Here is a 26,014-nt window from a genome sequence, read left to right on the forward strand (position 1 = left end):
GCTGTACCCGCATGAATGATCGCGCCTTCATCCACCTCCACGACGTGTCGAAAAGCTATGGGCCGATGCGCGTCGTGGAGGGCCTGAACCTCGAAGTCGCGAAAGGCGAGTTCCTGAGTCTGCTGGGGCCTTCCGGCTCCGGCAAGACGACCATCCTGATGATGCTGGCGGGCTTCGAGCGCGCCAGCTCGGGGACCATCTGGCTCGACGGGCAGAAGCTCAACGACCTGCCGCCGCACAAGCGGGGGATGGGGGTCGTCTTCCAGAACTATGCGCTGTTCCCGCATATGACCGTCGCCGAAAACGTCGCCTTCCCGCTCGACATGCGGGGCGTCGGCAAGGCGGAATCCCGCAAGGCCGTGGAGGCGGCGCTCGACAGGGTGCGCCTCGGCCACCTTGCCGACCGCAAGCCGTCCCAGTTGTCCGGCGGCCAGCAGCAGCGGGTGGCGCTGACGCGGGCGCTGGTCTTCGAGCCGAAGGTCATCCTGATGGACGAGCCGCTCGGCGCGCTCGACAAGCAACTCCGCGAGGAGATGCAGCTGGAAATCCGTGCCCTGCATCGCCGCCTCGGCCTGACCATCGTCTTCGTGACGCACGACCAGTCCGAAGCGCTGACCATGTCGGACCGGATCGCCATTTTCGACAAGGGCCGGATCGCGCAGATCGGCGCTCCCGATGCGGTCTACGACCGGCCCGAAAACCGCTTCGTCGCGCAGTTCATCGGCGAGACGAACCTGATAGAATGCACCCTCGCCGGCCGCGAGGGCGCTTTCGTCGCGGTCGATCTTCCCGGCGGGCGGCGCATCATGGCCACCGCGCCGCAGGATGGCGCGGCATCCGGGGCCGCTACCGTGTCGATCCGGCCCGAACGGCTGGCGCTCGACCGGACCCCGCCCCTCCCCAACAGTTTCGACGTTACCGTCGATGACGCCGTCTACCAGGGAGACCATATCCGCCTGCATCTCAGCGCCGGGGAACTGCCGCTCGTCGCCCGGCTGGAGCGCAGCGCGCGCAGTTTCACCCCGGGCGAGCGGGTCAACATGTCGTTCGATCCGGCGGACTGCTCGGTATTTTCGACATGAGCGACGTCACCATGCCCGCCCGCCTGCGCGCCGGGCTGCTCATTTTGCCTTTGGCGTTGTTCCTCGCCGTCTTCTTCCTGTGGCCGCTCTGGACCATGATCGCCGTGGCGGTTCGCGACGACGCCATGGCCGGCGCGCTGCCCGAGACGGCCGCCGTCATCGGCGGGTGGGATGGCGAGGCCCCGCCCTCCATGGATATCCAGCAGGCCTTCATGAAGGACCTGCGCGAAGTGGACAACGCGACACTGGGGCCAGCCGTGCGCCGCCTCAACAGTGCCGTCTCCGGTTTCCGCACGCTGATGGGGAAAACCCAGCGCGTGGCGCGCGACATGGCCGATGGCGAGCCGGTCGACATGCCGTCCATAGACGACCGCTGGAGCGACCCGGCCTTTTGGACCGCCATACAGAACGCAGCCAGTCCCTACACGGATCGCAATCTATTGGCTGCGGTCGATCTGGAGCGCAACGACGCCGGAGACATCGAGGCGCGCCCGGCCGGCAGTTCGGCCAACCGGCTGATCATCTGGCGCACCTTCTCCATTGCCGCCGTCATCACGCTGTTCTGCATCGCCATCGGCCTGCCCTACGCCATGCTTGCGGCGTCGGTCTCCGGCTGGAAGCGCAACATCCTGCTGCTCGCGGTTCTCCTGCCGCTGTGGACGTCGCTGCTGGTCCGTACCGCCGCCTGGTTCATCCTGTTGCAGGACCAGGGGCTCATCAACCGCACGCTGATGGATCTCGGCCTGATATCCGGGCCGCTGCCGCTGATCTTCAACCGGGCCGGCGTCATCGTCGCCATGACGCATGTGCTCCTGCCCTTCATGGTGCTGCCGATCTATTCCGTCATCACCGCCATTCCGAAGAACCTCATGCCGGCCGCCGCTTCCATGGGCGCATCGCCGCTCCGCGCCTTCTGGCGGGTGCTGTTGCCGCTCAGCCTGCCCGGTGTGCTGTCGGGATCCCTGCTCGTCTTCATGGTGGCGATCGGCTATTATATCACGCCTGCGCTTGTCGGCGGCCCGAACGACCAGATGATCTCGTCCATCATCGCCTTCTACGCGTTGCAGACGGCAAACTGGGGCATGGCCGGTGCGCTCGGCATCATCCTGCTCGTCGTCACGACGCTGCTCTATGTCGTCTACAATAGGCTGTCGCGCAACGGCGCGCCGCTGGGGGCCTGACATGCGCGCACTCAAGCTCGTCTTCGGCATCGCGGCCATCGTGTTCCTGCTGCTGCCCATCGTCGCGATCCTGCCGCTGGCCTTTACCGATTCGGTCTTCCTGAATTACCCGATCCCCGGCTTTTCGCTGCGCTGGTTCGAACAATTGGGCGCCGGGGCGTGGCAGCGATCCATCGTCAACAGCCTCATCATCGGCGGCGGGGCCACGCTGGTCTCCGTCGTCCTCGGAACGCTCGCCGCACTGGGGTTGGCGGGAAGCGCCCTGCCCTTCGCAGGCCTGTTCCGCACGGTCTTCCTGCTGCCGATGGTCGTGCCGGCGGTTGTCCTGGGCGTCGGCCTCCAGATATCGCTGGCGCGGATCGGCCTTTCCTCCACCTATCTCGGCGTCATCGTCTCGCATTCGGTGCTGTGCATCCCCTTCGTCATCGTCAGCGTATCCACCGCGCTGGCCGGTATCGACCGCACCTCCCTGCGGGCAGCGGCCAGCCTCGGCGCCAATCCATTCACCGTCTTCCGCCGCGTGACCATGCCTCTTGCCGCGCCCGGCATCGTGACCGGCGCGGTCTTCGCCTTCGCCACTTCGCTGGACGAGGTGGTGCTGACGCTGTTCGTCGCCGGCCCGAACCAGCGCACGCTGGCCCGCCAGATGTTCTCCTCCATCCGCGAGAATATCAGCCCGGCCGTGGCCGCCGCAGCGTTCCTGCTCATTCTCGGGACGCTGCTTCTGGCCGGACTGGCCGCGCTGCTGCGGTGGCGGCAGGAAAGATCGCTGGCCGCCAAGGTCTGAAGCGCATTATGAAGATCGCATATCCGTCAGCAAACCTTATGGTTTTGACGGCCTCACAGGGAAAGGAACTGCCATCATGTCTGCGGCGCTGCCGAATTCCGTCTATGCGAGGGATGTGGAATATATCCTCCATCCCGTCACCAATGCCCGCAAGCATGAGGAGACCGGCCCCATCGTGATCGACCGGGGCGAAGGCATCTATGTCTTCGACGATCAGGGCAAGCAGTATATCGAGGCGATGGCCGGCCTGTGGAGCGTGGCCGTCGGCTTCGGCGAGAAGCGCATCGCGGATGCCGCCTATGCCCAGCTCCAGAAGCTGCCCTATTACCACACGTTCAGCCACAAGACGAACGAGCCATCGGTGGACCTGGCGGAAACGCTGGTCAAGATGACGCCGGCCAGCGTCAACCGGGTGTTCTTCACCAATTCCGGCTCGGAAGCCAACGACACCGTCGTCAAGCTGATCTGGTATTACAACAATGCGCGCGGCCGCCCGGAAAAGAAGAAGTTCCTGTCGCGCCAGAATGCCTACCACGGCATCACCATGGTATCCGGGTCGCTGACCGGACTGCCGGTCAACCACCGCGATTTCGACCTGCCGATCATCCCGGTGCGGCACCTGACCTGCCCGCATTACTGGCGCTTCGGCCAGCCCGGTGAAACGGAAGCGCAGTTCACCGAGCGGCTCGCGCAGGAGCTCGAGGACACGATCGCGACGGAGGGGGCGGAAACCATCGCCGCCTTCATCGGCGAGCCGCTGATGGGCGCCGGCGGCGTGCTGCCGCCGCCGGAGGGCTATTGGGCGCGCGTGCAGGAAATCTGCCGCAAGCACGATATACTGATCGTCGCGGACGAGGTCATCAACGGCTTCGGACGTCTCGGCACCACCTTCGCCTGTGAATATTACGGTATCGAGCCCGACGTGCTGGTGACCTCCAAGCAGATCGCCTCGTCCTACGCGCCGTTGGCGGCGGTGCTGATCTCCGACGCGATCTACCAGGGGATTGCCGACAACACGGCAAAGATCGGCACGCTCGGCCATGGCTTCACGACGACGGGGCATCCCGTGTCCTGCGCCATCGCCAACGAGAACCTCGCCATCATCCGCGAGCGTAACCTTGTCGAGAATGCCGCGCGCTCCGGCGCAGTCCTGCAGGAAGAGCTGAAGCGTTTCCGCGACCATCCGCTGGTCGGCGACGTACGGGGCGTCGGCCTGATCGCGGCGGTGGAACTTGTGGCGGACAAGGCGACCAAGGCGCGCTTCGACCCCGTAGGCCGGGCGGGCGGGACACTCTTCGCCAAGGGGCACGAACATGGCGTGATCATCCGCGCCATCGGCGACCAGATCGCCTTCTGCCCGCCGCTCATCATCACGGAAGGCGAGGTGCGGGAGATGGTCTCCCGCTTCGGCAAGGCGCTGGACGACACCTATGCCGCCCTCAAGGCGGACGGCACCGTAGCCTGACCTTCGATCGACGCTGTCAAAGGGCCGGGGCAAAGGCTTCGGCTCTTTGTTTTGCAGATTTTTTAATTTTTGAGAGTGAAAGCCATTTGAGTATCTAGTGTGATAGGCAACGTGCGTTGAATATCACATCTTCCGCTTTATGAGACTCAAATGAGCGACATTCGCAACTTCGACTTCAACGATGCGGTCGATTACCATTATGGTCGTTTCCCGCCGCGCTCGCTTGATGCGGGACGGCTGATCGGCCCAATCGCGTCGGCCTCCGCAGCGCTTGCCAGATACGATCAGATGCTGAAGGGGATGCACAACAGCGAAATCCTGCTGACTCCTCTCCGCAGTCAGGAAGCCGTTGTCTCATCTCGAATGGAGGGGACGATAAGCACGCTGGATGAGGTACTGCAATACGGTGCCGATCAGGAGGGTGATGATGCACCACCCGAGTCGGGTTACCGAAGCGAAGCAGTAGAAGTGTTCCTCTATGGGCGCGCCTTGACCTACGCCCAACGCAGCCTTGAGGACAACGCACCGCTTTCGCCCTGGCTCATTCGTTCGGCCCACCGTGTCCTTCTGGGTTTCGGACGAGGAGCCCACCTGGCGCCGGGAGACTTCAAGACCGAGCAGAATTACCTTGCGGACAGGTCGCGTCGCAAAATCCAGTTCGTGCCGATCCGACCAGAGCAGCTTGATGTGGGCCTCGAGCGGCTATTCGCCTTTATCGAGGATGACCAGTGCCAGATACTTTTGCGCACGGCCATCGCCCATCTCGAGTTTGAGGCACTTCACCCATTCAAGGATGGGAACGGCCGTATCGGCCGCATGATCATCACGTTGATGCTTTGGAAGTTCGGCGCCATCAGCGCACCGCACTTCTATATCAGTAACTATCTGGAAGATCGTCGTGATGAATATATCGACAGAATGCGAGAAGTCTCGCGCAGCGATGACTGGACCGGATGGGCGGTGTTTTTCCTCGAAGCCTTGGAAGCGCAGGCCAACAAGAACCTTGCTACCGCCGAGTCCATCCGCATTCTTTACGACACGCTCAAGAAGGATTTCCCCAAGCTCCTGAACTCACAATGGAGCACCGCGGCGCTCGACTTCCTGTTCTCCAGACCGGTTTTCAGGAACAACGTTTTTACATCACGATCGGGGATTCCGGCCCCGACGGCGCACCGCTTCACCCGCGTATTGGTCGAGAGCGGACTTCTGCAGACGATAGAAGCATCTGCAGGCCGACGGCCTGCACTCTATCGGTTCGAACCCTTGCTAAAGCTTGTCCGCGACTAAGCCTGCCGGCGCGGCGACACCACCGAACACCCCGGAAATGGCCTTCTCGAGCCCACGCATGTCGTAGGGCTTGGACAGGATTGTGGTGCGTGCCGGGTCGAAAGCCTCGATGCCGTCGACATGCCTGTCGCCCGTGGCGAACACGATGCCTATTTCGGGGCGCAGTTCCAGCGCGCGCCGCGCCAGTTCCGGCCCCGAAATCCCGGGCAGGTTCACATCCGTCACCAGCACGTTCACCGGCATGGTCTGCAGCGCGGTCGTCGCCTCTTCCGCACTGCCGGCCTCGACCACGAGATGCCCCATTTCCTTCAGGAGTTCGGCCGTGTTCATGCGGATCATCATGTCGTCTTCGACCAGCATGACCGAAATGCCGACGACATTGGCCTTCTTGCCGTCACTGCCCGTGGCCGTGGCGTCGGCCGGGGGCAGCGGCGCCGCGCCCGAATTGACCTGCGCCTGGTTCGCCAACACATGGCGCACCTTCCGCGCGAGCGCCTCGCGCGTGTACGGCTTGGACAGAAGGTTGACCCCGGCATCCAGCCGGCCGCCATGCACGATCGAATTCTCCGTGTAGCCCGAGGTGAACAGAACCGCGACGCCCGGCAGGCGCTCGCGCGTCTTGCGGGCAAGCTCGGGGCTTTTCAGCGCGCCCGGCATGACCACGTCCGTAAACAGAAGGTCGATCGGGATGCCGCTTTCCACCACGCTCAGCGCGGAAGTCGCATCCACCGCCTTCAGGACGCGATAGCCGAGTTCGCCCAGCATCTCGACGACGGTGGCGCGCACCTCGTCGTCGTCTTCCACCACCAGGACGGTTTCCGTGCCGCCGGACACAGGCCCGTTGTCCACTTCGACTTCCAGGTCTTCCGCCTCGACGGCGCGCGGCAAGTACAGCCGGATCGTGGTCCCGTGGCCGGGTTCCGAATAGATCTTCACGTGCCCGCCCGACTGCTTGACGAAACCGTAGACCATCGACAGGCCGAGGCCCGAACCCTTGCCTTCGCTCTTGGTGGAGAAGAAGGGCTCGTAGACGCGCTCCATCACCTCCGGCGTCATGCCGCAGCCGGTGTCCGAAACCGCCAGCATCACGTACTGGCCGGGCGTCACCTCCTCGTGCGCACGCGCATAGTCGTCGTCCAGGCTGGCGTTGCCGAGTTCGATCGTCAGCCGCCCCTGCCCGTCCATCGCATCGCGCGCGTTGATCGCAAGGTTCAATAACGCGTTCTCGATCTGTGTCGGGTCGATGAAGGTGTTCCACAGGCCGCCGCCGACCACCGTCTCGACCTCGATCCCCTCGCCGATGGCACGGCGCAGCATATCGTCCATGCCGCGCACGAAGCGCGTCACGTTGACGACCTTGGGCTCCAGCGCCTGCCGCCGGCCGAAAGCCAGCAATTGCGCCGCCAGCTTCGATCCGCGGGATACGCCGGCCATGGCATTGGCGACGCGGCGCTCTGCCCGTTCATTGCCGGCGATGTCGTTGGCCAGCAATTGCAGATTGCCGGACACCACCTGCAGCAGATTGTTGAAATCGTGCGCGACGCCGCCGGTCAGCTTGCCGATGCTCTCCATCTTCTGCGCCTGCGCCAGGGCGATCTCGGCCTGGCGCCTTTCGGCGATGGCCTCCACGATGCGGGTCTCCAGCGTCTCGTTGAGCTGGCGGAGCTGGTCTTCGGCACGCTGGCGGTGGCGGATCTGGCGCTCGAGCTGTTCGGCATGCTCCTGCAGGGCGATCTCCTGCCGGTGCTTTTCCGTGACGTCCGTATGGACGCCGACCCATTCGCGGATGCTGCCGTCGTCGCCAAGGCTCGGCACGGCGCGGATGGAGAACCAGCGCCATTCGCCATCCTTGCGGCGCACGCGATGCTGGAAAACGAAGGTCTTTCGCTCGGCGACCGCCTCGTTCCATGCGGCGACGCTCGCCGCACGGTCATCCGGGTGGACGGCTTCGGACCAGCCGAAACCCGCGCATTCCTCTTGCGTCTGGCCGGTCAGCGCCTGCCAGCCCGGCTGCGGGCCGGACATGCGCCCCTCGGGATCATTGGTCCAGACGATCCCGTCCACCGCCGCCACGGCCGCTTCGAAACGCCTGGTGCTGTGCAGCAGCTCGCGCCGCATGCGGACACGGCCCGTATTCTCGACCACGGTGCACAACACGCCGCCGACGGTATCCTCGTCGATGTAGATCGGCGTGTAGAAAAGGTCGAAATACACCTCCTCCATCACGCCGCTGCGGTTCAGCACCATCAACTGGTCATGGAAAGCCTGCACCTCGCCGCGCATGCCGGTTTCCAGCACCTGGCGATTGAAGTCCCAGATCTCGGGCCACACCTCGTCGACGCGTCCGCCGAAAGCATGCGGATGATGGCGCCCGGCAATGGCGATATAGCCGTCATTGTAGATCATCCGGTGCTCCGGGCCCCACATCAGGACCTTCGGCACCGGGGAATCGATCATCACGTCCACGGTGACGCGCAGGTTCGGGCACCAGCTTTCGAGCGGGCCCAGCCCCGTCAAGTGCCAGTCGTAGGCACGCAGAAGCGCGCCCGTATCACCGCCGCGCGGTGGTTTGGAGCCGAAGGATATGGCCTGGTCGGTCATCTTGGTTCTCGATGGTGGAACGCAGCCTATATGTCTGTTTCCGCCTGAAAATCAAAATGAAATCTGCGGTTATCGTGTCACATTTGCACGCCGCTCGGCGGCCGTCAGGGTGTTCTGCAGCAGGAAGGCGATCGTCATCGGTCCGACACCGCCGGGAACCGGCGTGATGGCGCCCGCAACCGCGATCGCTTCGTCGAAGGCGACGTCGCCGACCAGGCGGCCCTTTGCCTGACCTTCGGCCGGCGGCAGCCGGTTGATGCCGACATCGATGACGGTTGCGCCCGGCTTGATCCAGTCGCCCTTCACCATCTCCGCCCGGCCGACCGCGGGTACGAGGATATCCGCCGTGCGGCACAGGCTTGCCAGGTCCTGCGTGCGCGAATGGGCCATCGTCACCGTCGCGTTGGCGTTGAGCAGCAATTGCGCCACCGGCTTGCCGACCAGGTTCGAGCGCCCGATGACGACGGCGGTGAGGCCGTCCATGCGCGGACGCACGCTGCGCGCCAGGTGCATTGCCCCCATCGGCGTGCACGGTACGAGGCCCGGCAGTCCGGCAACGAGGCGACCGGCATTTTCCGGGTGGAGCCCGTCCACGTCCTTGGCGGGATCGATCGCCAGGATGACCGGCCCCGCATCCAGCGGAGCGGGCAGCGGCAATTGCACCAGGATGCCGTCGACGGCATCGTCGGCGTTCAGGCGGCGAACCAGCGCCAGGAGATCGTCCTGCGCCGTATCGGCGGCAAGGCGATGCTCGAAGCTTTCCATGCCGGCCTCGCGCGTCAGCCGCACCTTGGAGGCGACATAGACTTCGCTGGCGGGATCGTTGCCCACCAGCACCACGGCCAGGCCAGGCCTGCGGCCGTGGCGCGCCGAAAACGCTGCGGCCCTTTCCGCCACCGCCGCGCGGACCTTTGCGGATTCGGCCTTGCCGTCGATCAGTTTGCCCTGCATGGGAAATCCCTCAATCCCGGAATACGACGGTCTTGGCACCGTTCGGTATGACACGGCCTTCCAGATGCCAGGTGATCGCACGCGCCAGGACGCGGCGTTCGATATCGCGCCCCTTGCGGACGAGATCCTCCGGCGTGTCGTGGTGGGCGATGCGCTCCACGTCCTGCTCGATGATCGGCCCTTCGTCGAGATCGGCCGTCACGTAGTGCGCCGTCGCACCGATCAGCTTGACCCCGCGGTGATGCGCCTGGTGGTAGGGCCGCGCCCCTTTGAACCCCGGCAGGAAGGAGTGGTGGATGTTGATGCAGCGGCCGGCCAGCTTCGCGGCCAGCCCATCCGACAGGATCTGCATGTAGCGCGCCAGCACGACGAGGTCGGCCCCTGTCCGCTGCACGACGCGCCAGACGTCCGCCTCCTGCTCCAGCTTGGTCTGTCTGGTCACGGGCAGATAGTGGAAGGGGATATCCGCAAGATCGAGATGCGCATAGCTCTCGCGCGGGTAGTTGGCGACGATGCCGACGATGTCCATGGCCAGTTCGCCGATGCGCCAGCGATACAGGAGATCGGCGAGGCAATGGTCGAAGCGCGAGACGAGGATGAGAACCTTCTGGCGCCGGGCCGCGCAATTGAGGCTCCAGTCCATGTCGTGGCGCTGCGCAACCGCGTCGAAGGCGCTGCGCAGCGCTTCGCTGTCGCTGCCGGCCTCGACGAAATTGAAGCGGACCCGCATGAAGAAGCGGCCGGTTTCCGCGTCGTCGAACTGGTGCGCCTCGCGGATGTCGGCGCCATGCTCGTAGAGGTGGCGCGACACCGAGGCCACGATGCCCGGCTTGTTCGGGCACGACAGCGACAGGACATACTGGTCGGGCATGGCGGCGACTCCACGGAAGGGATGTTGCACCGCCTATAGATCATCCCGGCCCTTGCGCAAACCGCGTTACGCCTCACCGGCGCTGGTTGTAGACGTCGATGCAGACGGCTCCCAGGAGCACGATGCCCTTGATGACCTGCTGGTAATCGATGCCGATGCCCAGGATGGACATGCCATTGTTCATGACGCCCATGATGAAGGCGCCGATCACCGCGCCCACCACCTTGCCGACACCGCCATAGGCCGAAGCGCCGCCGATGAAGCAGGCTGCGATGACGTCCAGCTCGAAGCCGAGGCCCGCCTTGGGGGTTGCCGTGTTCAGCCGCGCGGCAAAGATCAGGCCCGCCAGCGCCGCCAGGACGCCCATGTTGACGAATGTCAGGAAGGTCAGTCGCTCGGTCATGACGCCCGAGAGCTTCGCCGCCTTCTCGTTGCCGCCGACGGCATAGATCTGCCGCCCGATGGTGGTCCGGTTGGCGACGAAGGCGTAAAGCGCGATCAGCGCCACCATGATGATGAGCACGTTGGGCAGGCCGCGCAGCGATGCGAGCAGGTAGGTGAAATAGGTGATCACGCAGAAGAGCACGATGTTCTTCAGGACGAAGAAGCCGTAGGGCTCCGTTTCGGTCTGGTGGCGCTGCTGGCGCGCCCTGTTGCGGAAGTTGAGATAGACCAGCCCCAGCGCCAGCACGGTGCCGAGGATCAGCGACGTCAGCTTCAGCCCCGGCGTCGCGAAGACATCGGGGATGAACCCGGACGACAGGCGCTGGAAGGTGGTCGGAAAGGGCCCGACGGAAGCACCGCCGAGCACGGCGAGGCTGAGCCCCTTGAACACCAGCATGCCCGCCAGCGTCACGATGAAGGAGGGGATGCGCAGATAGGCGACGAACCAGCCCTGCGCCGCCCCGATGGCCGCTCCGATGGCGAGGCAGATGGCAACGGCGGCGATGGCGGGCATGTCGAGCCTGACCATCAGCACCGCGGCGACCGCGCCCACGAAGCCGGCGACGGAACCGACCGATAGGTCGATATGGCCCGATACGATCACCAGAAGCATGCCGAGCGCCATGATGACGATATAGCTGTTCTGCAGGATCAGATTGGTCAGGTTCAACGGCCGCATCAGCGTACCGTCGGTCATGACCTGGAAGAAGATCATGATCGCAAGCAGCGACAGCAGCATTCCGTATTCGCGCAGATTGTTCTTCAGGAAGCCGCTATAGCTGCGCGTTTCCCCGATGGTTGCCGGATTGTCGCTCATTTCAGGGTCTCCTTGCGCATGATGGCGCGCATGATCTTTTCCTGGCTGGCCTCTTCCCTGCCGAAGGCGCCGACGAAACTGCCTTCGTTCATGACGAGGATGCGGTCGCAGATGCCCAGCAGTTCCGGCATCTCGGACGAGATCACGATCACCCCCTTGCCGCTGTCGGCAAGGCCGTTGATGATGGAATAGATTTCATATTTCGCGCCGACGTCGATGCCGCGCGTCGGCTCGTCGAGGATCAGCACTTCCGGCTCGGAGAAGAGCCATTTCGACAGCACCACCTTCTGCTGGTTGCCGCCCGACAGCTTCCCGGCCTCCTGGTAGACGCTGGACGAGCGGATACGCATCTTCTGGCGATAGGTGTTGGCGACCCGCAGTTCCTCGATGTCGTCCAGAACGCCGCGCCGCGATACGCCGCGCAGATGCGCAAGCGTGATGTTCTTGCGGATATCCTCGTCCAGCAGCAGGCCGAGTTGCTTGCGGTCCTCCGTCACGTAGGCAAGCCCCGCATGGATGGCCGCAGGCACGGTGGACAGGTCCACCGGCTTGCCGTGCATGGTGGCGGTGCCCCGGATATTGCGCCCCCACGAGCGGCCGAAGACGCTCATGGCGAATTCCGTCCGCCCCGCGCCCATCAGCCCCGCGATGCCGAGGATTTCACCGGCGCGCAGGTCCAGGCTCAGGCCCTTGACCGCCTGCCGCCCCGGGTGGAGCGGATCCTCCACCGACCAGTCGCGGATGGAAAGGATGGTTGGGCCGATCTTCGGCTCGCGCTTGGGGAAACGGCTTTCGAGGTCGCGATCCACCATCTTGCGGATGATCTCGTCTTCCTCGACCGGGCCGGCATGGCAATCCATGGTGGCGACCGTCCTGCCGTCCCGCAGCACGGTGATGCGGTCGGCCACCTTGGAAATCTCGTTCAGCTTGTGCGAAATCAGGATCGAGGAGATGCCCTGCCGCCGGAACTCCGTCAGAAGCGCCAGCAGCGCATCGGAGTCGGCCTCGTTCAGGCTGGCGGTCGGCTCGTCGAGGATCAGCAGCTTGACTTCCTTCGACAGCGCCTTGGCGATCTCGACCAACTGCTGCTTGCCGACGCCGAGATCGGCGATCCTGGTATCGGGGTTCTCCTTCAGGCCCACCTTGCGCAGCAGCTCGCGGGAGCGCTCGAAGACGGCCGATCGGTCGATCACGCCCAGCCGCGTCGGCGCATTGCCGAGAAAGATGTTCTCGGCGATCGACATCAGGGGGATCAAGGCGAGTTCCTGATGGATGATGATGATGCCGAGCGCCTCGGAATCGTTCACCGTGCGGAAGCTGCGCTCTTCCCCTTCGAAGAGGATCTGCCCGTCGTAGCTTCCGTGCGGGTAGACGCCCGACAGCACCTTCATCAGGGTGGACTTGCCGGCGCCGTTCTCGCCGACGACCGCATGGATCTCGGCGGGTTGCACCGCGAGGTTCACCTCCGACAGGGCCCTGACCCCGGTGAAGGATTTGGAGATGCCCCGCATTTCCAGAATGGCGTTCATGTGCGCCTCCAACGGCCTTGCCGATACCGCAGACGAAAGGGGGCGCCGTCGCCGGCGCCCAATCCATTCCTACTGGAGCTGATCTTCGGTGTAGTAGCCGCTGTCGACCAGAATTTCCTTCCAGTTGTCCCTGGTCACCACCACGGGCTTCAGGAGATAGGATGGCACGACCTTGACGCCGTTGTCGTAGGTCTCGGTATCGTTGACCTGCGGTTCCGTGCCGTTGCTGACCGCATCGACCATGTCGGCCGTCACGCGTGCGAGTTCGCGCGTGTCCTTGAAGATGGTCGATGTCTGTTCCCCGGCCAGGATCGACTTGATCGACTGCACCTCGGCGTCCTGCCCGGTCACGATCGGCATCTTCATGTCGGCCGAGCCGTAGCCGACGCCCTTCAGCGACGACAGGATGCCGATCGACAGGCCGTCATAGGGCGACAGCACGGCATCGACCCGCTTGTCGGTGTAGAAGGCGGACAGGATGTTGTCCATGCGCGCCTGCGCGACGGCCGGATCCCAGCGCAGGGTGGAGACCTTGTCCATGCCCGTCTGCCCGGAGGCGACGTTGAGCTTGCCGCTGTCGATATAGGGCTGCAGCACGCTCATCGCGCCATCGTAGAAGAAGTAGGCGTTGTTGTCGTCCGGCGAGCCGCCGAACAGCTCGACGTTGAACGGCCCTTCCTGGTTGGCCAGGTCGAGGCTGTCGACGATGGAGGTTGCCTGCAGGACGCCGACCTGGAAATTATCGAAGGTCGCGTAGTAGTCGACATTCGGCGTATCGCGGATCAACCGGTCGTAGGCGATTGTCTTGACGTCCATGTCGGCGGCCTGCTGCAGCACGTCCGACAGGGTGGTGCCGTCGATCGAGGCGATCACCAGCACCTTGGCGCCCTTCACCACCATGTTCTCGACCTGCGAGAGCTGGTTGGGGATGTCGTCCTCGGCGTACTGCATGTCGGTCTCGTAGCCGCGCTCCTGCAGGATCTTCGACATGTTGTTGCCGTCGTCGATCCAGCGCGCCGACGACTTCGTCGGCATCGCGATGCCGACGAGCCCCTTGTCCTGCGCGCCGGCCGGCAGCACCATCGCCGCCCCGAGGGCGAGCGCGGCGGCCCATTTCATGAAACTCTTCATTTTCGAAATCCTCCCAAGGCGGCCGCACCATGCGGACCGCAAGTCGTTCGGCACGGCCTCCCCGCCGTGTCAAATCATTCTGCATGGCTCCCCGCCATGCGGGCGCCGGCCTAGCCGGTGCCGAATACCGCGTCGTAGGCCGCTATGGCCGCCTTGGCCCGAGCCGCCACCTCGGCAGTCGACAGGCCGGGCTTGTACAGGCTGGAGCCCAGGCCGAACACCCTGATGCCGTAGCCGGCATAGGCCTGGAAATCGCCGTCCGAGACACCGCCGACCGCCCCCAGGATCGCTTCCTTCGGCAATACCGCCGAAATTGCCGCGATACCGGCGGGGCCGAGCACGCTGGCTGGAAAGAACTTGAGCGCCACGGCCCCGGCATGCCAGGCCGCCAGCGCCTCGGTCGGGGTAAAGACGCCGGGCATCGTGACCATCCCCTGCTCTGCCGCGCGCGCGATGACGGCCGGGTCGACGTTGGGGCTGACCATCAGCCGTCCGCCCACATGCGCCAGCCGGTCGACATCCTCGACGCTCAGTACCGTGCCGGCGCCCACATAGTGGGTCCGGGGCGCAAGGCGCACCGCCGCCTCGATGGATCGGAACGGAGCCGGCGAATTCAACGGGATCTCGATGGCCTCGAAGCCGGCCTCCACCAGCGCACCGACGACCGGCTCCACCTCGTCGATGGTGATGCCGCGCAGGATCGCCACAAGCGAACGGCGGAAGGAAGGCCAGGCGATGCGCTCGGAACCGCTCATGAATGAATCTCCTGCATGATGATATCGGCCGCCCGCGACAGCCCGGCGCGCACGCAGCCGTCGGCGTCCATCGGCGGCGCATGGGCGATGTCGAGTGCGGCGAGCGCATCCAGATAGGCCTGTGCACCGGGCCCTGCACCCAGCGGAACGACCCCGTCGAGGTCTGCGTACAGTGCGCGCGCACCGGCGATCTCGGCCCCGATCAGCAGCCCGGACAACCGCGCAATGCCATCCGCGGCGGCAATGCCATCGAGCAGCCAGCCGGCGCGCACGCCGAAGGCGGCGTTGGCAAGCCGCTCGGGGGCCTCGAAGCCCGCCCGCACGGCATCGGCGAAGACCGGGCCCGACGTGTCCGCAAGGGGCGCATCGCCCACCGCCTGCCGCAGCACGGAGGTCGGCGCGGCGCGCAGATGCGCGAAGATCTCGCCCGTCATGAAGGTCGAGAAGCCGGTCAGGGCACCGGCGTCGAGCCGCGCCCATTTGGTGTGGGTGCCCGGCATCAGCACCAGCCCGTCATCGCGCTTGAGGCCGAGAAGCTTCGTCTCCTCGCCGCGCATCACGTCCGGATCCGGCCGCCGCTGCGAGACACCGGGCAGAATGAACACGGGGCGGCTGGCGCCCTTCACGCGGGTTGCGCGCCCCGCCACGTCGCTCAACGCCACCGGCGCATCGAGATAGGGCGCTTCGAGCCAGCCGTTGCGCGCGCCGACCATGCCGCACAGGATGGCGGGCACGTCGGTGTCGATCCCCAGCGCGGCCGCATGGGACTCCAGCACGGCATCGAAATCGCCGGCGCTGGTCAGGCCCTGGCCGCTGCGCCGCTCGGCCAGGACAGCGCCGTCGGCATCGACCGCCCACAGGCGGAAGCTCGTCGTACCCCAGTCCACGAGAAGATTTCGGGCGCGCATCGCCTGCCGCCTCACGCGAAGGGTCTTGCGGCCGGCCAGGGTAGGCCGCGCACGCCCGGATCGAACAGGAACGTGTTGCCATGGGCCGGTTCGGCGGCCTTGCGCGCATCGCCCATGCCCTGCCAGGCGCTCGTCGCGACCATCCGGTCCAGACGGTCGCCCACGAAACCCGGGCACGAGATGTTGGTGGCCGGCAGGGATACCCGCTTCAGGACATCGCCGGCCGGGCTGTAGGCCTCCACGCAGGAACCGCCCCAGTGGGCCACCCAGATCGCCCCGTCGGCATCGACCACGGCTCCATCGAGTGCCCCCTGGCCGTCGTGACGCCGCAGGACGGACGGCTCGCCCACCGGCAGGCCGGTGTCCGGGTTGATGGCCACGCGCATCAGTTCGCCGACATCGCTGTCGACGAAATAGGCGGTGCCGCCGTCCGGCGAAAAGCAGATGGCGTTGGGTATGGTGATGTCCGCGAAAAGCCGCACCGCGCGCCCGCCGCCATACCAGTAGATGGAGCCGGCGCCCTTCTCGGCATTGCGGCCCATCGTGCCGATCCACAACGCGCCGCTCTGGTGGACGCGCCCGTCATTGGAGCGGTTCCCCGGCTTGTCGGCCTCGAGCGGCAGGAGCTTCTCGAAGGCGCCGTCCGCAGCGTTGCGGACGAACAACCCTTCATCGGCCGCGACCAACTGGCGGTCGCCGTCGATCTCGGCGATTACCGAGGCCATGAAGGGCAGGCGATGCTGCACGGTGTCGCCATCGTCCAGCCGATGCTCGAACAGCACCTTCTCGACGATGTCGAACCAGCAGACGCGCTGCGCCTGCGGCAGCCACGCCACCCCTTCGCCGAGATGGCAATGGACATCCGAGATGATGGCGACGGTCGCTTCCATGGACGGCCTTTCTGGTATGGGTCAGTGGTTGTCGCGCGGCAGGCCTTTGGTCTGCGCGATACGCTGGTAGCGTACGGCAGGCTCCAGCACCGCGCCACTTTCCATCTGGCCGACGATGCCGCGCTGGATTTCCTGCCAGGGCGTCTGATGGCCGGGGAAATGGAAGCCCCCATCCGCGGCCAGCGCCTTGTACCGCTCGGCCAGTTCCGCATCGTCGATCAGGATGTCGGCCGTGCCCTTTTCGAGATCGATACGCACGCGGTCGCCCGTCTTCAGCACCGCGAGCCCGCCCCCGGCCGCCGCTTCGGGAGAGGCGTTGAGGATCGAGGGGGAGCCGGACGTGCCGGACTGGCGTCCGTCGCCGACGCAGGCGAGCGAGGTGATGCCCTTCTTGATGAGGTAGTCCGGAGCGCGCATGTTCACCACCTCGGCCGCGCCGGGATAACCGATCGGCCCCGCCCCGCGCATGAACAGCACTGTATGCTCGTCGATGCCGAGGGCCGGATCGTCGATGCGATGGTGGTAATCCTCGGGTCCGTCGAACACGACCGCGCGCCCTTCGAAGGCATTCGGATCGCTGGGGTCCGAAAGATAGCGGTCGCGGAACTCGGGCGAGATGACGCTGGTCTTCATGATCGCGGACGAGAACAGATTGCCCTTCAGTACGATGAAGCCGGCCTCCGGCTTCAGCGGCTGGCCGTAGGGGCGGATCACCTTGTCGTCCTCTATGATGGCGCCGCGGCAATTGTCGCCGATGGTGCGCCCGTTGACGGTCATCGCGTCCTCGTTGATGAGGCCTTCACCCATCAGCTGGTTGACGACGGCCGGCACCCCGCCGGCATGGTAATAATCCTCGGCCAGGTATTCGCCCGCGGGCTGCAGGTTCACCAGCAGCGGAATTTCGTGGCCGTATGTCTGCCAGTCGTCGATCGTCAGTTCCACGCCCATGTGCCGCGCCAGCGCGTTCAGGTGGATCGGCGCGTTGGTCGAGCCGCCGATGGCCGAATTGACCCGGATGGCGTTGATGAAGGCGTCGCGCGTCAGGATGTCGGACGGCTTCATGTCTTCGCGCACCATGTCCACGATGCGCAGGCCGGTACGGTACGAAACCTCCTGCCGGTCGCGGTAGGGCGCCGGGATCGCCGCCGAGCCGGGAAGCTGCATGCCCAGCGCCTCGGCCAGCGAATTCATGGTGGAGGCCGTGCCCATCGTATTGCAGTAGCCGGTCGACGGCGCGGAGGACGCCACCAGCTTGACGAAGCCCTGGTAGTCGATCTCGCCCTTCGCCATCAGTTCGCGGGCGCGCCACACGATGGTGCCGGAACCGGTCCGCTCGCCGCGGAACCAGCCGTTCAGCATCGGGCCCACCGACAGGGCGATGGCGGGAATGTTCACCGTCGCCGCCGCCATCAGGCAGGCAGGCGTCGTCTTGTCGCAACCGATGGTCAGCACTACGCCGTCCAGCGGATACCCGTAGAGGATCTCGACGAGACCGAGATAGGCGAGGTTGCGGTCGAGCCCGGCGGTGGGACGCTTGCCCGTTTCCTGGATGGGATGCACCGGAAACTCGATGGCGATGCCGCCGGCCTCACGGATTCCCTCGCGCACGCGCTGGGCCAGCTCGATATGGTGCCGGTTGCAGGGCGACAGGTCCGAACCGGTCTGCGCGATGCCGATGATCGGCTTGCCGGACTGCAGCTCTTCCTGGCTGAGGCCGAAATTCATGTAACGCTCCAGGTAGAGCGCCGTCATGTCGGCATTCATCGGGTTGTCGAACCAGGCGCGCGAGCGCAGCGTGTTCGGGGCGGTGGGCGTCAGTTCCTTGCTCATCTTGGGTCCAGCTTTCCTGCCAGTCGTTCTTCTGTTCTGTCACTGCACGCCGAAGGCGTAGCGGATCGTATGTCGGTACGTGGCGCCGGCGGGCAGCATCACCCCCGGGAAGCCGTCATGGTTGGGGCTGTCCGGCCAGGATTGCGGCTCCAGGCACAGGCCGGCGTGGCGGCCGTAGCGCACCCCGCCCTTGCCGTACGCGCTGCCGTCCAGGAACTGCCCGGTGTAGAATTGCAGGCCGGGCGCATCCGAATAGATCGACAGGGTCCGTCCGCTGGACGGCGCGTGCAACTGTGCCAGCAGCCGGGACTCGCCAGTGTCGGAGAAGCAGAAATTATGGTCGTAGCCACCCGTCAGGGCGATCTGCGGATCGGCCGTATCCATCTTCTCGCCGATCACGCCGCCGCCCCGGAAGTCGAAGACGGTGCCGGCGACGTCCATTGGTCCACCGATCGGCAGGGACGCCCCGTCGATGGGAAGCACGGTTTCGGCGCCGACGCGCAGGACATGACCGAGGATCGTATCCGCGCATCCTGCGCCCGCAAGGTTGAAGTAGCTGTGCCCGCTGAGGTTGACCGGCGATGGCTCCGACACCGTCGCCGACAGGTCCAGCGTCAGTTCTCCCGGCGCCGGGATCGAATAGCGGGCACGGGCGGAAACCGCGCCGGGAAAGCCGTCGACGCCCTCGCCGAGATCGAGCGTCAGTTCGACGAAGGGGCCCCCATCCTCGCCGAATTCGGCAAGCGACCAGACATGCGTATCGAACCCGGCCGGCCCGCCATGCAGGCAGTTTTGGCCGTCATTGGCAGGCAGTGCCACGAAGGCTCCGGACGCGTCGCGATAACCCTTGCCGATGCGGTTGGCGTAGCGCCCCACCACCGCGCCGAAGAAGCGGCGCTCGTCCAGGTAGGCGTCGATCGTGGCGCCGCCAAGCACCACGTCGTCGAGCGCACCGTCGCGCCCCGGCACGAACAGGGAGTGCAGCGAAGCGCCGTAGGAAATTACCGTGGCCGACAGGCCATGGCCGTCCAGTACGAAGCGGTCCACCGCACGCCCGTCGGGCATCGGCCCGAATTCATCGCGACGCACGCTCACGCCGCGTCCTCGAAGGGCTCGACTTCGATTCGCCGGCCCAGCATGAACGCGTCCGCCACATGGACCAGGGGCGCCAGGTCGACATCGCTCTCGCCCGCCTCGATCAACTCGGCGAACCGCTCGTAGATTCCGGCATATTCGGCATCCTCGTCGGCGACGAGCGGGCGCCCGTCCAGCGACAGGGTCTTGCCCCCCTCTCCCATCAGCAGCCGCCCTTCGTCGGTGTCGACGTCGATATCCCAGCTTTGCGGACCCGTCTGCCGCCAGTCGAGGTCGAACCGGACAGGAACGCCCGCGCCATCGGCGAACTCAAGTTCGGCGGCGATGGGCGTAGCCCGGTTGGCGGGGAAGGACAGGGCCGCCTGCGTCAGGAAGAAGGGCTGCGGTAGGATGCGCGTCACGATGGACAGGGCATTGATGCCCGGATCGAACACGCCGAGTCCGCCCGGCTCCCATATCCATTGCTGGCCGGGGTGCCAATGGCGCACATCCTCCTTCCATGTCACCTGGACCGAGCGTATCCGCGCGCCGGCAAGGAAGGCCCGGGCCGGCTCAACCGCGGCCGCGAAACGCGAATGCCATGTCGCGAACAGCGTCACGCCGTTTTGCCGGGCAAGCTCGACGAGCGGTCCGATTTCGGCCACGGAGGCGCCGGGCGGCTTCTCCAGGAGAACGTGCCGCCCGGCGGAAAGCGCGGCGCGCGCCTGCGCCTGCCGTCCCTGCGGCGGCGTGCACAGCGAGACGGCGGCGATATCGCCCGCCTCGCGAAGCATCTCGCCGATATCGGTGAAATGGCGTATGGATGGCAGAGACGCGTTGCGGCTGGCCACCGCAGCCAGTTCGAACGCCGGATTGCCCTGGATGGCGGGGATATGCTGATCTCGCGCGATCTTGCCGAGCCCTGCAATGGCGACGCTGATGGGGTGCGAGGGCATCTTTGACCGTTTCCAATCTTTATTACGTGTGACTAATACTCTTGCAGATTCCAGCGTCAAGCCCCGAAACTCACGGCACGGGCGCCGTATTTGATGCTATAAATCATACAAATCAATGTTATAGTACCGCAATGGATAGCGCCTTGCGGTTGGGAGACACCGAGACATGAGTCTGTTGCAATCGACCATTGCCGGTCGGTCTCTGCGCACGAGCCACGCGCAGGTCGTCATGGTTCTCGGCCGCGAGATCGTCACAGGCGACAGGCCCGAGGGTTCCATCCTGCCGGGCGACGCCGAGCTGACCGCCCGTTTCGGAGTATCGCGCACCGTCCTGCGCGAAGCGATGAAGACCCTTGCAGCAAAGCGGCTCGTCGAGCCGAAGGCGAAGGTGGGGACGCGGGTGCTGAACCGGTCGCAATGGAATTTCTTCGATGCCGACGTTCTGGGATGGCGCTTCGAGTCCGGCGTCGACGACACGTTGATCGCCGATCTGGCGGAGATGCGGTTGGCGCTCGAGCCGGCCGCCGCCGCCATGGCCGCGCGGCGCGCCAGCGCCGAGGAGATCGTGGAACTGTACGAGATCGCCGGCCGGCTGGATAATCCGGCCCACACGCGCGAAAGCATCGCGAAGGTGGACCTGGAATTCCATCTGGCCGTGGCGCGCGTCTCGCGCAACCCGTTCATGCGCTCCATCAGCGCCCTGATAGAGGCCGCGCTGGCTGCCGCCTTCCAGCTTTCCTCGCCGGCGTCGAGCACCGAGAAGATCGCCGAATGCGCGGCCAACCACCTGCGTATCGTGCGCGCCATCGCCGCCCGCGACGAGCCCGCCGCCCGGCTTGCCATGGAAAACGTCATCCATGTCGGCGTCGCTCGAACCATGACCGCCTTGCGCACGGATCTGCCGTTGACGGACCTTCAGGCATAACAAATCCCTATCCCCATGCGGGGGCCTCGCTGCTGGACATTGCGCCGCGATTCGTGATGGATGAACGAATCGTGGCCTCATAGGCCCTGCTGCTCACGCATTCGGGAGGATTGCATGAAACTCAGCCTTGCGGCGCTTGCCGTATCCGCCGCACTCGCTTTCGCGGCGCCTGTCGCCGCTACGGCACAGACCGACTACCCCACCCAGCCGGTCACCATCATCGTGCCCTTCTCGGCCGGCGGGCCGACGGATACCGTCGCCCGGCTGGTCGCGCAGGTCATGTCGAAGGAACTTGGGCAGCAGGTGCTGATCCAGAACGTCGGCGGGGCCGGCGGCACGCTCGGCGCCGGCCAGGTGGCCAACGCCTCGAATGACGGCTACACGCTGCTGCTGCACCATATCGGCATGTCCACCGCGCCGACCCTCTACCGCAATCTCGGCTTCGATCCCCTCACCGACTTCACGCCCGTCGGGCTCATCACGTCGGTTCCCATGACGATCGTCGCGCGCAAGGACTTCGAGCCGGCCGACATGGCGGGCCTCGTCTCCTATCTCAAGGAGAACGGGCAGGACGTCACCTACGCCAATGCCGGCATCGGCTCGGCGTCCCATCTGTGCGGCATGCTGCTGATGGATTCCCTTGAAGTGCAGATGATCACCGTGCCCTACCAGGGCGCCGGCCCGGCGATGACGGACATCGTCGGCGGACAGGTCGACATGATCTGCGACCAGACCACCAACACGACCAACCAGATCAAGGCCGGCGAAGTGAAGGCCTATGCCGTCACCTCGCCCGAGCGCGTCGATTCCCTCCCGGACCTGCCGACGACCGCCGAATCCGACCTGCCGCGCCTGCAGATCGGCGTCTGGCATGGGCTCTACGGTCCCAAGGGCATGGACCCGGCCATCGTCGAGAAGCTGGAAGCTGCGCTGCAGACCGCGCTGCAGGACGAGACCGTCGTTCAGCGCTTCGCCGAGCTCGGCACCGCACCCGTATCGCAGGACCAGGCGACGCCCGCCGCCCTGACCGAGGAACTCACATCGCAGATCGAGCTGTGGAAGCCGATCATCGAGGAAGCCGGCGTCTACGCCGACTGATGCGCGTTCGAAAGCCGGCTGCGGCGTATGCTGCCGGCTTTCCCGTTACGGGGGAAACATGACGGACATTACACGCTCTCGCGCCTGGCGCGATGTTTTCGCAGGTCTCATCTTCATCGCCATCGCCGCCGGTTTCGCGATCGAGGCGATGAACTATCAGATGGGTACGGCACTGCGCATGGGGCCCGGCTTCATGCCGCTGTTCCTGGCCAGCCTCTTGGCCGGCTTCGGCCTGCTGATCGCGATCCAGGGCTTCGGCCGGCACCAGGAGGTCATCGCCGAGCCCATCGCCTGGCGGGGCATCTTCCTGGTCTGCCTGTCGCTTGCGATCTTCGGCTATGCCGCGCGCTCGCTCGGCCTCGTGCCCATCGTCGCGCTCTGCACCTTCCTGTCCGCGATGGCCTCGCGGAACAACAGCATCGTCTCGGCGCTCATCATGGCCGCCTGCATGTCGGCGCTCTGCTACCTGATCTTCAAGGTCGGGCTCGGCATCACCCTGCCCACCTTCGGGCCGGCCCTCTCGTTCTGACGCGCGGAGACGATCCATGGAACTCATCTCGCATCTGGCGCTCGGCTTCGAAACGGCGCTGACCCCCATCAACATCTTCTGGTGCTTCATCGGCGTGCTCCTCGGCACGCTGGTCGGCGTGCTGCCCGGCATCGGGCCCACGGCAACCATCGCCATGCTGCTGCCGATCACCTTCACCTTCTCGCCGGTCACCGCCCTCATCATGCTTTCGGGCATCTATTACGGCGCGCAGTATGGCGGCTCCACCACGGCCATCCTGATCAACCTGCCGGGCGAGAGCTCATCGGCGGTGACAGCCATCGACGGCTACCAGATGGCGCGGAAGGGCAGAGCGGGCGCGGCGCTGGCCACGGCCGCGCTCGGCTCCTTCTTCGCCGGTTCCGTGGCGACGCTACTCCTGGCCATCGCCGCACCGCCTTTGGCGCGCATCGCGCTCAATTTCGGCGCGCCCGAATATTTCGCGCTCATCGTCCTCGGCCTTCTGGTGTCCATCTCGCTCGCACACGGCTCAGTCACAAAGGCGCTCGGGATGATCATCCTGGGCCTGCTGCTGGGCACCGTCGGGCAGGATATCTACACCGGCACGCCCCGCTTCACCTTCGGCTTCCTCGAACTGTATCAGGGCCTCAACTTCGTCTCGGTGGCCGTCGGCGTCTTCGGCGTCGCTGAAATCTTCCGCAACCTCGAGAACGAGCGCAACCGCGAGGTGATGGTCAAGAAGGTCAGCAACCTCTGGCTGACGAAAGAGGAGTTCAAGCGCATCATCGCGCCCGTCCTGCGCGGCACGGTGCTGGGCTCGCTTCTCGGCGTCCTGCCGGGCGGCGGCCACGTCCTGTCCTCCTTCGCCTCCTACTCGGCCGAAAAGAACCTGTCGAAGCACAAGGAAGAGTTCGGCCACGGCGCCATCGAAGGTGTCGCCGGGCCCGAAAGCGCCAACAACGCAGCGGCGCAGACATCCTTCATCCCGCTGCTGACGCTCGGCATCCCGGCGCACCCGGTGATGGCGCTCATCGTCGGCGCGTTCATCCTGCAGGGCATCACGCCCGGTCCGAACGTCATCAACTCGCAGCCGGCCCTGTTCTGGGGCATCATCGCGTCGATGTGGATCGGCAACATCCTTCTCGTCATCCTCAACCTGCCGCTCATCGGTCTCTGGGTGAAGATGCTGACGATCCCCTACCGGGTCCTGTTCCCCGCCATCGTGCTGTTCGCCTCCATCGGCTGCTACTCCATCAACAACAACCCGTTCGACGTCTACGCGATCATCATCTTCGGCGTCCTCGGCTACGTTCTGGTACGGCTGGGCTGCGAGCCGGCGCCGCTGCTGCTGGGCTTCGTGCTCGGCCCGCTGCTGGAAGAGCATCTGCGCCGGGCCATGATCATCTCGCGCGGCGATCCGATGATCTTCCTGCAGCGGCCCATTTCCGCGACTCTGCTGGCGATCGGACTGGCCTGCGTGATCTTCGCGGTGCTTCCCTCGATCCGCAACAAGCGAAAGGAAGTCTTCGTCGAGGACGATTGATACGCTGGAGCGTCGGACCGAAAAGCGGGTTCCGGTTTTCGGATAACCCGACGCTCAGTCAATAACTTAGAGCTACCTTTGTGCGTCCGATCGGACGCACGGCGCTCTGGGACGGGGCCGCTGTCACGGCCCCGCCCCATACCTTCAAGGCCACCCGAAATGCGAAAAACGGTCAAACCAAGCCGATCTGAAGCTTCGGCGCACCGTCCGCAAAAGCCCGGCGGGGTCAGCCTGAACCGCGTATTCTCCAAGCTCGGCATCGCCTCGCGCGGGGAGGCGGACGCGTTCATACGGGCGGGGCGTGTCTGCGTGGACGGCAGGGTCGTGCAGAAGCCGGATCTGCGTATCGACATGGGCAGGGCGGAAATCCTTCTCGACGGACATCCCGTCGCGGCCCAGGCCCCCATCTACCTCATGGTCAACAAGCCGCGCGGACTGGTGACGACCCTGTCCGACCCGGAAGGACGCGACACGATCTATCGCTGCCTGGACGGCCTCGGCCTGCCGCATGTCTCGCCTGTCGGCCGCCTCGACAAGGCCAGCGAAGGCCTGATCCTCATGACCAACGACACGAGATTCTCGCAATGGCTGCTGGACCCGGAGACGGGTCCGGAGAAAACCTATCATGTCCAGATAGACCGGCTGCCATGCACCGGGCTTTTCGAGCGCCTTTCCGACGGTATCGTCGACAAGGACGAGCTCCTGCGGGCAACGGGAGCAAGCCTCCTGCGCAGCGGCACGCGCAACGCCTGGCTCGAGATCGTCCTTGCCGAAGGACGCAACCGGCAGATACGGCGGCTGCTGGCGGCGTTCGACATAGGCGTCCTGCGGCTGGTGCGGGTGGCGATCGGCCCATTGGCGCTCGGCGCTCTTCCCAAGGGCGCCGCACGCCAGTTGACGCCAGGCGAACTTTCGTCGCTGACGGGCGGCAATTCGCCCCACCTCTTGCAGGAACCGACCAAACGCGCGCTCGGTTAACACTCCGATCAAAAACATGGCATCGATCGGAGGATTAAAGATGCTCAGGACACTTCTAGCAGCCGCGCTCGTTGCCGGCACCGTCGGCGGAGCCGCCCTTCCGGCACAGGCGCAGGGCATCATGATCGGACCCGACGGGGTCCGGGTCGTGAACCCCAACGAAAATGAAGGTCGCCAGCGCGACCGCGATATGCCCCGTGGCGAAATCAGCGAGCGCGAAGCCGTTCGCATCGCGCGCGGAGAAGGCGTCAGGGAAGTCGACGACGTCAGCCGGACACGATCCGCCTATCGGGTGGAGGGCGTCGACAGACGCGGCGACGATATCCGTGTCGACGTCGACCGCCGCGACGGCACGGTGATCGCCGTTCGCTGACACCTGGGTCGGATCATGCCTGGAAGGATG

At 65.4% G+C, this 26,014-nt stretch carries 23 protein-coding genes; 11 read left to right on the forward strand and 12 right to left on the reverse strand.

Features of this window, described 5'->3' with window-relative positions; genetic code table 11:
- The first annotated feature begins 11 nt into the window (after window positions 1-11).
- From NDN16_RS13425 to NDN16_RS13445, 5 genes are all read left to right on the forward strand, one after another.
- Window positions 12-1,082, forward strand: a complete 1,071-nt coding sequence (locus NDN16_RS13425) for an ABC transporter ATP-binding protein (RefSeq protein ID WP_251114083.1) — start codon at window positions 12-14, stop codon at window positions 1,080-1,082.
- Window positions 1,079-2,263, forward strand: coding sequence for an ABC transporter permease (locus tag NDN16_RS13430; protein WP_251114084.1), 1,185 nt, complete (start codon window positions 1,079-1,081; stop codon window positions 2,261-2,263). Before NDN16_RS13425 ends, NDN16_RS13430 begins: the two co-directional genes overlap by 4 nt.
- A gap of 1 nt (window position 2,264) precedes the next feature.
- Entirely contained in the window at window positions 2,265-3,050 is a 786-nt protein-coding gene (locus tag NDN16_RS13435) for an ABC transporter permease (RefSeq protein ID WP_251114085.1), read from the forward strand.
- 76 nt (window positions 3,051-3,126) lie between these two features.
- Complete coding sequence (locus tag NDN16_RS13440) at window positions 3,127-4,515, forward strand: aspartate aminotransferase family protein (RefSeq protein ID WP_251114086.1); 1,389 nt, start codon at window positions 3,127-3,129, stop codon at window positions 4,513-4,515.
- 150 nt (window positions 4,516-4,665) lie between these two features.
- Complete coding sequence (locus NDN16_RS13445) at window positions 4,666-5,802, forward strand: Fic family protein (protein ID WP_251114087.1); 1,137 nt, start codon at window positions 4,666-4,668, stop codon at window positions 5,800-5,802.
- On the opposite strand, the gene NDN16_RS13450 is transcribed toward NDN16_RS13445, so the two are convergent.
- From NDN16_RS13450 to NDN16_RS13505, 12 genes are all read right to left on the reverse strand, one after another.
- Window positions 5,782-8,403: a hybrid sensor histidine kinase/response regulator gene (locus NDN16_RS13450; RefSeq protein ID WP_251114088.1), complete on the reverse strand. Its 2,622-nt coding sequence runs from the start codon at window positions 8,401-8,403 to the stop codon at window positions 5,782-5,784. The genes NDN16_RS13445 and NDN16_RS13450 overlap by 21 nt on opposite strands.
- A gap of 69 nt (window positions 8,404-8,472) precedes the next feature.
- A complete protein-coding gene (gene folD, locus NDN16_RS13455; protein WP_251114089.1) occupies window positions 8,473-9,354 on the reverse strand; it encodes a bifunctional methylenetetrahydrofolate dehydrogenase/methenyltetrahydrofolate cyclohydrolase FolD in 882 nt (293 codons plus the stop codon).
- 10 nt (window positions 9,355-9,364) lie between these two features.
- Complete coding sequence (gene purU, locus NDN16_RS13460; protein ID WP_251114090.1) at window positions 9,365-10,225, reverse strand: formyltetrahydrofolate deformylase; 861 nt, start codon at window positions 10,223-10,225, stop codon at window positions 9,365-9,367.
- Window positions 10,226-10,298: 73 nt separating this feature from the next.
- Entirely contained in the window at window positions 10,299-11,486 is a 1,188-nt protein-coding gene (mmsB, locus tag NDN16_RS13465; RefSeq protein ID WP_251114091.1) for a multiple monosaccharide ABC transporter permease, read from the reverse strand.
- On the reverse strand, window positions 11,483-13,015 hold the full coding sequence (mmsA, locus tag NDN16_RS13470) for a multiple monosaccharide ABC transporter ATP-binding protein (RefSeq protein ID WP_251114092.1): 1,533 nt from the start codon (window positions 13,013-13,015) through the stop codon (window positions 11,483-11,485). The genes mmsB and mmsA overlap by 4 nt, the downstream gene beginning before the upstream one ends.
- Before the next feature lie 69 nt (window positions 13,016-13,084).
- Window positions 13,085-14,146, reverse strand: a complete 1,062-nt coding sequence (gene chvE, locus NDN16_RS13475; RefSeq protein ID WP_251114093.1) for a multiple monosaccharide ABC transporter substrate-binding protein — start codon at window positions 14,144-14,146, stop codon at window positions 13,085-13,087.
- 110 nt (window positions 14,147-14,256) lie between these two features.
- Entirely contained in the window at window positions 14,257-14,901 is a 645-nt protein-coding gene (locus NDN16_RS13480) for a 2-dehydro-3-deoxy-6-phosphogalactonate aldolase (protein WP_251114094.1), read from the reverse strand.
- Window positions 14,898-15,809, reverse strand: coding sequence for a 2-dehydro-3-deoxygalactonokinase (locus tag NDN16_RS13485; protein ID WP_251114095.1), 912 nt, complete (start codon window positions 15,807-15,809; stop codon window positions 14,898-14,900). Before NDN16_RS13485 ends, NDN16_RS13480 begins: the two co-directional genes overlap by 4 nt.
- An 11-nt stretch (window positions 15,810-15,820) precedes the next feature.
- The gene (locus tag NDN16_RS13490) at window positions 15,821-16,699 is read right to left on the reverse strand and encodes an SMP-30/gluconolactonase/LRE family protein (RefSeq protein WP_251114096.1); all 879 of its coding nucleotides are present in this window, start codon (window positions 16,697-16,699) and stop codon (window positions 15,821-15,823) included.
- 21 nt (window positions 16,700-16,720) lie between these two features.
- A complete protein-coding gene (locus NDN16_RS13495) occupies window positions 16,721-18,529 on the reverse strand; it encodes an IlvD/Edd family dehydratase (protein ID WP_251114097.1) in 1,809 nt (602 codons plus the stop codon).
- Between the two features lie 39 nt (window positions 18,530-18,568).
- Window positions 18,569-19,624, reverse strand: coding sequence for an aldose epimerase family protein (locus tag NDN16_RS13500; protein ID WP_251114098.1), 1,056 nt, complete (start codon window positions 19,622-19,624; stop codon window positions 18,569-18,571).
- A complete protein-coding gene (locus NDN16_RS13505) occupies window positions 19,621-20,559 on the reverse strand; it encodes a Gfo/Idh/MocA family protein (protein ID WP_251114099.1) in 939 nt (312 codons plus the stop codon). The genes NDN16_RS13500 and NDN16_RS13505 overlap by 4 nt, the downstream gene beginning before the upstream one ends.
- 166 nt (window positions 20,560-20,725) lie before the next feature.
- Between NDN16_RS13505 and NDN16_RS13510 the strand changes: the two genes are divergently transcribed.
- The 6 genes from NDN16_RS13510 (at window position 20,726) to NDN16_RS13535 (ending at window position 25,984) form a co-directional block, all read left to right on the forward strand.
- Window positions 20,726-21,484 (forward strand): FadR/GntR family transcriptional regulator, encoded by a 759-nt coding sequence (locus NDN16_RS13510; protein ID WP_251114100.1) that lies wholly within the window; start codon window positions 20,726-20,728, stop codon window positions 21,482-21,484.
- A 114-nt stretch (window positions 21,485-21,598) separates the two neighbouring features.
- Entirely contained in the window at window positions 21,599-22,582 is a 984-nt protein-coding gene (locus NDN16_RS13515) for a tripartite tricarboxylate transporter substrate-binding protein (protein WP_251114101.1), read from the forward strand.
- A gap of 58 nt (window positions 22,583-22,640) precedes the next feature.
- Window positions 22,641-23,111, forward strand: a complete 471-nt coding sequence (locus tag NDN16_RS13520; protein ID WP_251114102.1) for a tripartite tricarboxylate transporter TctB family protein — start codon at window positions 22,641-22,643, stop codon at window positions 23,109-23,111.
- A 16-nt stretch (window positions 23,112-23,127) separates the two neighbouring features.
- Complete coding sequence (locus NDN16_RS13525; RefSeq protein WP_251114103.1) at window positions 23,128-24,633, forward strand: tripartite tricarboxylate transporter permease; 1,506 nt, start codon at window positions 23,128-23,130, stop codon at window positions 24,631-24,633.
- A gap of 159 nt (window positions 24,634-24,792) precedes the next feature.
- Window positions 24,793-25,611 (forward strand): pseudouridine synthase, encoded by an 819-nt coding sequence (locus NDN16_RS13530; protein ID WP_251114104.1) that lies wholly within the window; start codon window positions 24,793-24,795, stop codon window positions 25,609-25,611.
- Window positions 25,612-25,651: 40 nt separating this feature from the next.
- Window positions 25,652-25,984 carry a PepSY domain-containing protein gene (locus tag NDN16_RS13535; protein ID WP_251114105.1) on the forward strand — a complete coding sequence of 111 codons (333 nt, stop codon included), beginning with the start codon at window positions 25,652-25,654 and terminating at the stop codon, window positions 25,982-25,984.
- The last annotated feature ends 30 nt before the right edge of the window (window positions 25,985-26,014 follow it).

Origin of the sequence: Aureimonas altamirensis, from assembly GCF_023702225.1 — a bacterium.
GTDB lineage: Bacteria > Pseudomonadota > Alphaproteobacteria > Rhizobiales > Rhizobiaceae > Aureimonas > Aureimonas altamirensis_B.

Excerpts from the sequence above, each read along its gene's own strand:
- NDN16_RS13520 (WP_251114102.1), top strand. The coding sequence starts at position 22,641 with ATGACGGACATTACACGCTCTCGCGCCTGGCGCGATGTTTTCGCAGGT.
- NDN16_RS13515 (WP_251114101.1), top strand. The coding sequence starts at position 21,599 with ATGAAACTCAGCCTTGCGGCGCTTGCCGTATCCGCCGCACTCGCTTTC.
- NDN16_RS13485 (WP_251114095.1), bottom strand. The coding sequence starts at position 15,809 with ATGCGCGCCCGAAATCTTCTCGTGGACTGGGGTACGACGAGCTTCCGC.
- mmsA (WP_251114092.1), bottom strand. The coding sequence starts at position 13,015 with ATGAACGCCATTCTGGAAATGCGGGGCATCTCCAAATCCTTCACCGGG.
- NDN16_RS13425 (WP_251114083.1), top strand. The coding sequence starts at position 12 with ATGAATGATCGCGCCTTCATCCACCTCCACGACGTGTCGAAAAGCTAT.
- NDN16_RS13445 (WP_251114087.1), top strand. The coding sequence starts at position 4,666 with ATGAGCGACATTCGCAACTTCGACTTCAACGATGCGGTCGATTACCAT.
- chvE (WP_251114093.1), bottom strand. The coding sequence starts at position 14,146 with ATGAAGAGTTTCATGAAATGGGCCGCCGCGCTCGCCCTCGGGGCGGCG.
- NDN16_RS13530 (WP_251114104.1), top strand. The coding sequence starts at position 24,793 with ATGCGAAAAACGGTCAAACCAAGCCGATCTGAAGCTTCGGCGCACCGT.
- NDN16_RS13510 (WP_251114100.1), top strand. The coding sequence starts at position 20,726 with ATGAGTCTGTTGCAATCGACCATTGCCGGTCGGTCTCTGCGCACGAGC.
- folD (WP_251114089.1), bottom strand. The coding sequence starts at position 9,354 with ATGCAGGGCAAACTGATCGACGGCAAGGCCGAATCCGCAAAGGTCCGC.
- NDN16_RS13430 (WP_251114084.1), top strand. The coding sequence starts at position 1,079 with ATGAGCGACGTCACCATGCCCGCCCGCCTGCGCGCCGGGCTGCTCATT.
- purU (WP_251114090.1), bottom strand. The coding sequence starts at position 10,225 with ATGCCCGACCAGTATGTCCTGTCGCTGTCGTGCCCGAACAAGCCGGGC.
- NDN16_RS13435 (WP_251114085.1), top strand. The coding sequence starts at position 2,265 with ATGCGCGCACTCAAGCTCGTCTTCGGCATCGCGGCCATCGTGTTCCTG.
- NDN16_RS13505 (WP_251114099.1), bottom strand. The coding sequence starts at position 20,559 with ATGCCCTCGCACCCCATCAGCGTCGCCATTGCAGGGCTCGGCAAGATC.
- NDN16_RS13450 (WP_251114088.1), bottom strand. The coding sequence starts at position 8,403 with ATGACCGACCAGGCCATATCCTTCGGCTCCAAACCACCGCGCGGCGGT.
- NDN16_RS13495 (WP_251114097.1), bottom strand. The coding sequence starts at position 18,529 with ATGAGCAAGGAACTGACGCCCACCGCCCCGAACACGCTGCGCTCGCGC.
- NDN16_RS13440 (WP_251114086.1), top strand. The coding sequence starts at position 3,127 with ATGTCTGCGGCGCTGCCGAATTCCGTCTATGCGAGGGATGTGGAATAT.
- NDN16_RS13535 (WP_251114105.1), top strand. The coding sequence starts at position 25,652 with ATGCTCAGGACACTTCTAGCAGCCGCGCTCGTTGCCGGCACCGTCGGC.
- mmsB (WP_251114091.1), bottom strand. The coding sequence starts at position 11,486 with ATGAGCGACAATCCGGCAACCATCGGGGAAACGCGCAGCTATAGCGGC.
- NDN16_RS13525 (WP_251114103.1), top strand. The coding sequence starts at position 23,128 with ATGGAACTCATCTCGCATCTGGCGCTCGGCTTCGAAACGGCGCTGACC.
- NDN16_RS13480 (WP_251114094.1), bottom strand. The coding sequence starts at position 14,901 with ATGAGCGGTTCCGAGCGCATCGCCTGGCCTTCCTTCCGCCGTTCGCTT.
- NDN16_RS13490 (WP_251114096.1), bottom strand. The coding sequence starts at position 16,699 with ATGGAAGCGACCGTCGCCATCATCTCGGATGTCCATTGCCATCTCGGC.